This is a genomic window from Nocardia sp. NPDC004573 (assembly GCF_053602135.1).
Map to the genome: position 1 here is coordinate 1 of NZ_JBSGDA010000053.1, position 6,120 is coordinate 6,120.

3 protein-coding genes are annotated in these 6,120 nt (G+C 62.8%); 1 reads left to right on the forward strand and 2 read right to left on the reverse strand.

What is annotated here, in order from left to right; translation table 11 throughout:
* Positions 1 to 246: 246 nt before the first annotated feature.
* Entirely contained in the window at positions 247 to 1,926 is a 1,680-nt protein-coding gene (locus ACWEKR_RS35315; protein ID WP_452358204.1) for an ABC transporter family substrate-binding protein, read from the reverse strand.
* A 978-nt stretch (positions 1,927 to 2,904) separates the two neighbouring features.
* Positions 2,905 to 3,858, reverse strand: a complete 954-nt coding sequence (locus ACWEKR_RS35320; RefSeq protein WP_452358205.1) for a hypothetical protein — start codon at positions 3,856 to 3,858, stop codon at positions 2,905 to 2,907.
* Positions 3,859 to 5,940: 2,082 nt separating this feature from the next.
* On the opposite strand from ACWEKR_RS35320, the gene ACWEKR_RS35325 reads away from it, so the two are divergent.
* Positions 5,941 to 6,120: ATP-binding protein (locus tag ACWEKR_RS35325; protein ID WP_452358206.1), on the forward strand; the 180-nt coding region annotated here is incomplete at its 3' end.

A 6,120-nucleotide genomic window follows, 5' to 3' on the forward strand; every position in this document is an offset into this window, starting at 1 on the left:
CGCCATGCCCGGCCCCAGCGCGGCCGCGCCGGCGACCACAAGGGCCAGCACGGCGCGACGCAAGTGTGAACTACCCCAAGCTCCCGCTCGACTCGTTCGAAATGCGCGCGATATAGCGGTCTTTCGCCTCAGAACAGCAAACGGCGTCACCAACCGAGCCACGACCGCCGACAGCACATTCGACGCCATTCCGTCAGCCATGAATACCGTGTCCATTCGGACACGTCGGACACGTTCTGCCGAAGTTCACCTTAAAAAACCGATTTTCGTGTAATCCAACGACGCGAGACCGGCCGCGCCGTAGTTCGCCAGATCGGAGCGCACGGCGACGTTGCCCGCCGATTGCATCAGCGGCAGCGAATGCCCCTCCTCGAACATCTTGCGATCGACGCGATTGGCGAGTTCGATCGCCTTCCGCGGATCGAGTTCGGACACCGTCTGCTCGATCAAGGCGTTCAGTTCGGGTGACCCGATGCGACCGTAGTTGCCCTGCAAGTCGCTCGGGTTGTAACCGTAGATCTGGTTGAGGCTGGTAAGCGGGAACGGGTCACCGACCCAAGTGAACTGGGCGACGTCGAAGTCTCCCGGCTGGATCACCTCTGTGAAGAAACCCTTGCCCGGCTTCGTTTCGATGTTCAACTTGACGCCGACCGCGGCGAGGTTCTGCTGGATGATCTGCGCGATCTGCACCCAGGTGTGCTCCTGGTACATGACGTCGCGGATCTCGAGTCTGCGCCCGTGCTTCTCCCGGACATCACCGTCGAGTTTCCACCCGAGGTCGTCGAGTTCCTTGGCCGCTGTGGCCGGATCGAAGCCGAAACTGTTGTCCTGGTAGCCTTTCTGCCCTTGGAGGTACACGTGGTTGTTCAGCGGCTTCGGGCTCTCCACCAGACCGCTCTGGATGGCGGTGACGACGCCCTGCCGGTCAATCGCCTTCGAGATGGCCACACGCAGTTTCGGGTCGGCAAGGAGGGAACCGGGTGCGCCGTTGAACGTCAGATGGTTCCAGCTGTTGCCCGGCGCCCGCCGGATCGTTATCCCCGAGGTGTTCCGCGCCGTGCGCAGTTCGTCACGTGTGCCGAGGGCCACCGCGTCGATCTCGTTGTTCTGCAACGCGGGTAGCTGAGCGGAAGCGTCGAGCACGCTGAAGGTGATCGTGTCCAATTTGGGAGCGTCGCCCCACCACTTGGGATTGCGGCCCAGAACGATTCGCTCCTGCGCCCGGTCGATGGAACGCACGAGAAACGGTCCCGCGGTCAGCGCGATGCCGTGGACCAGGCTGTTGTTGAACGCCTCGGGAGTGGCCGTGACAGACTGGGGGAACAGGAACGTGTTGCCCGCGAACTGCCCGCGCCACTCGGCGTAGTGCTGCTTGAATGTGATGATCGCCTGCCGGTCATCGGCCCCAGGTTCGACCTTCTCGACCCGGTCGAACCCGCTGGTACCGGCGATCAGAAACGACTTGTCGACACCGCTCAGCGCGTTCGCCTGAGACTGGATGTCCTTCCATGTGATCGGAGTGCCATCGGACCAAATCGCCTGGGGGTTGAGCGTGTAGGTCACCTGTTGGGGACTCGTGTTCGTCAGCTGCACGTCGGTGAAGTAGTCAGTGTTGATCGACAGCTCGCCTGCCGCGTCGGTGCGGAATGCGCGCGGCATCATCGGCCGCTCGACGGCGCTGGTCTCGGCGTCGTTGCCGTCATTGGACAAGGCGTTCCAATTCGCCGGCAACGCCGAGATGGCCAGCCGCAGGTTGCCGCCTTCGCGCAGCTCGCTGACATCGTGCGGGTTGATGTCGTTGGTGGTGCCGAGCGCGGCCGACGAGCCCGCGGGGGCGTCCTCGTCGGCGGCACCACACCCCGCGGCCACCACCGCGACCGCGACGGTGGCCACCACCAAGCGTGTTGCCAGCGGACGAATCCGCATGGATGGCTCCTTTCCGCAGCACTGCTGCGGGTCAGAGGGATTGATTTCGGTCTGAGCACGCCCAGTGACGCGGCAGCCTGTGAGAGGCTGTCGTCCACGCACCGTGGTGGCAAGGGACGACAGCTCCGGGTCATTAGGATTCGAAGAACGTGGCGGCGAGCACCGTGGACGACTCGAATGTCTTGGACGGCTGCAAGCCGCCGACCGTAAGCAATCCTCCGATCAGGAGGACTGCCAATGCGGCTCCCGACCACCGCAAGGGATGTCGAGCCACTTCGCGCAAGAGACGTGATCTCCGGATCCGCTCGCGCGGTGCTGTCCGTTCAGGCTCTTCAACCAGAGTCAGGTGTTGGGATCTCATTTTGGTTCTCCTCACTGTCTGTAACCGAAGGTCCGGCCAGACCTCGATCCCTGCGTGGCGGTCGACTCGAGCAGTGCCCGCGCACCGGCGGTCTCCTCCGCCCGACCCGCCGTGACGGCGTGCCGGTTCGCGACATGCCTGTACGCTGCCCATCTCGGCAGACCTCATCGAGGCAGGCGCCGCGGACTCGCGCCCGTCAACAGGGCCGCCGCAACGATGGCCCAGCGTGGTCAAGCCGAACACTGCCGCGACTTCTGCTGCCGGAAGAAGGGGAAGACCGGCAACTCGAGTCGACCGCCACTGCCGCCACGCGGCGTGATGGCGACGATGTGATCGTCGCTGGGCCGAGTGATATGTGGGTATGGGGGAAATGCCTACGATGCCCCTCGACTGCGACCGGTTAGCCGAATTCGCTGCGCGCACGTGCCAGCTAGGTCGCCGAGCCTATTCCGAAGCCCGTCACGAGCACCGTCTAACCTCCTCAGTGCCCACAATGACGGGCCGAGGTGTTCCGGAGGCACGGCCGAGCAAGACTTGGACGCGCCGGGGCAGCGCCACCTTCGGAGGCAGGTGGCAAATACAGACCCCGTTAACAAAATTCTGTGGCGCCCGCGGCGCTAACGGGGCAGAGGCCGTGACGCGTGCCGGAGTCGGAGTTGGCAGCCGATCACCGAGGTGCGGGGCACGGCACGTATGTCGTGTCGTACCGATTCGAGGGCATCCACTGCGGTGGTGTAGATTCTCGACGCGCGAGCCATTTCTCTTCGTTCCCGATGGGCCCTGACCATCGCGACGACACTGGTGATCAGTTCGCCGACCAACTCGAACTCGGTATGTGGGTCGTGCACCTCTCTGCATAGCTGGGTCAAGATGAAACATGCTTGGTTCAAATCAGGCGCGGGCGGGCGAAACATCGATGGGCACACGCGGCTTCCCGCTACGAGAGCCGACATACCGACTTCGTGTGCGGCGACCGCGAACGGCCCTCCACCAGCATCCGGTTCGATCCGCGATGACCAGATCGCCAGCAGTCCCCCCACCCGGCTTGCCGCCCATCCCCACGCCCAGCGCTCGTTGCTCGGAATACGTGTCAGCGTCTCGTTGAAGCGACGAGCGTCGGCGAGTGCATGTGCCCACAACGCTGCGTCGGCCGACAGCACCGTTTCTCTTACCGATGGCGCGATTGAGCGTGGAAGTTTCCACTCGGTCTGTACGTCGGGCGTCACTTCCACTTCGGGCTGCCATCCTTCCCGTAGGTCGAACAGACTCAAACCAGCGCCGACCTCGAGATCGGTGATAGCAGGGCCGAGACGTGCGCTGCGGGCGTCACGCCACTGGGCGATGTAGCCCACGACATACCCATCGACGACACTGACTCGCGGCTGCAGGACGGTACCGGTCGCCCGCATTCGGCGTATCCATTCGACCTCTGAGAGGCTGACCGCGGCCGTGGCACGGATTGTCCGGCGCAGAATCCGATAGTCGGCGCCGTCACCGCCTTCCAGCCGCTCGAAGCCCGCCACCATTGGTTGCTCGAAATCCCCGCCTGGTCCGACCATGCCAGCCGTCACTGACCGATAAAAGCACACGTCGCAACCGGTCAACGCGCCGCGATCCGATCGATCGACGGGAGGATCACCGTTGGCCGGCGCAAGTGCATCACTGTCGAATCGAGCATCGACTCAGCATGCCCAGGCACCACTGTGCCCGGTATGGGGGAAGTCCCTACGACCACACTGCGCCAGCAACGCCGAATGGCACGAAAGCGACTGAACCGCAAGGGATCTCCTCGACGGTTTCAGCACCACTCGACACCTGCCGACCTCGCTTTTGGGCAGCTGACGCTACGGCTGGCACCACGACCTCGCAGACCACGGACGGGCCCGCATCCATCCGGCGAGATCCTCTACCCGTCAGCCGCGGCTCGGATAACCACTCCTCGTGCGTAACGATTCGCGGGAGCGCGCGACAACTGACGACCAGACGGGCCACTTACCCGCCCTGGCGCTCAGATCTGGCCAATTCCCGCGCGAACTCTAGCTGGGTTTTCATGATGTGCTCTTCACTGACTACCGGGTATGCCGAGGCTATCGTGATCAGCGCACCTTCTACATGAGGCCCTAGACCTGTGTGAGATCCCGGAGCCAGCCCTTCCAACGCGCGGGCCAGGCTCGCATCGAAGTTGCGTCGAACCTGATCGACAGAAAACCGCCTCTCAAATCAACCCTTTTTCCGCCGCTCCACTATGCCGTATCCACCAGCATCCTATGCAGCACTTGTGCGGGTTCGCTAGCGCGGCCGCCATTCAGCTCGACGTCAGTGAGCGCCTCTGCCAGGACCTCGGTGGGGTGGAAACCCCTTTTCAGAAACTATATCGACTCAGTTGGTCTCGCCAAGTTCTGTAAAACTCGGCCAGGTCGACTCCAGGGTGCTCGTGGCCATATGTCCGAAGATAATGGTCAAACAAGTGTGCCTGCTCGGCCCACGGAATCGGACCAACCCGCATAAGTTAGCGCATGACCGAATTCGTGAACTATTGCGCTGTACGCCGGACCTTCTACCCTCGGGAAGAAATGCCCGCTCCGCACCGCCTCCGATACATCCTGTGACCGTAGCGCCCGGCCTGTGGATATATCTTCGAGAAGGTTATTCTGGTCGCCCGGAGATCGGCGTGTGGCAATTTTTCTTCGTACGCCCGAGCAATGACTCCGTCGACGTCACCGATCTCTACCGACAAAATTCTGGTATGCGGATACCGGGCAAGCATGTCGTCCAAGGCTGTAACGATTACCCGCACCGTGTCGGTATCGACGCCCGGCATACCGAAGCCATACAGGTCGCCATGTTGGTGCGGATCTGTGGGGCATCAGAGGGTGAGCCCTGGGGTTTTCCCGAGCGAGGCCCAACTGATGGCGAACGACGTCACCGAAAGCCGCGGTAGCACTGAGCATGCGATTCATCGGCGAAGACGTTCGCAGCCCGGCCGGTACGCCGTCGCCCTGCTCAGCTTGGGATCCACCTACGCACCCTTTGCCACATCGACGTCGCGCAGCAGCCCTTCCCGGGCGCGCCATTTGACTTCGCGATGAGCTGAAATTGGGCATTGAAGTGCACCCGCAACACTCTTGCGCAGACAGTGGACCGAGTCGGATGGCCCCGAGATCGGGTCCGGTGTGGTTCGCACCGAACCACCTTTGGAGACCGTAGATCATGTCGGAATCGGCATCAGTCCGATCGAGGGTCGAGGCCAACAGAGCGAATACCGCGCTATGGATGCCCACGGGCGCGAACCACCATGTCGCTGATTGCAGGTTCGGCCTGGGTCGACTGCCCGTGAGTGGTTCCATGTCGGGCTGTACGCGGCGAGGGCGGTCGGCGGCCAGTCCCAGGTTATCCCGGGTTGAGCTGCGGTGGTTTTTACCACCGCGTTACGACGAGCGGCAGCTGAGTTCGGCGCGGCGGCATGATTGCCGCCGACTCGGTTTCGCAACCCCATCGGTAACGATCGGCGCGACCAGCGTTGCGAACATCATCCCCGGATCGAACCGAGCTATCGGACCGCGACCACAGAAACTAACCTGAAAGGACATGAACGAGTATTTGCTTTGTCGGGACGCTGATACGACCACAGCTGTTCCAGTACGGAGGTCATGATGGCGACGATCGGCGCCGATGGCTCCTCCAGACGCCGGAAACTCGTGGGAAGGGCGCCTGAGGTACGCCACCTCGAGCAGGTTTTGGCTGATGCTCGGTCTGGTTTGGCTGCTGGTGTGGTGGTGGTGGGTGAGCCGGGGATCGGTAAGACGCGTTTGCTGGGTGAGTTGTGTGAGCGG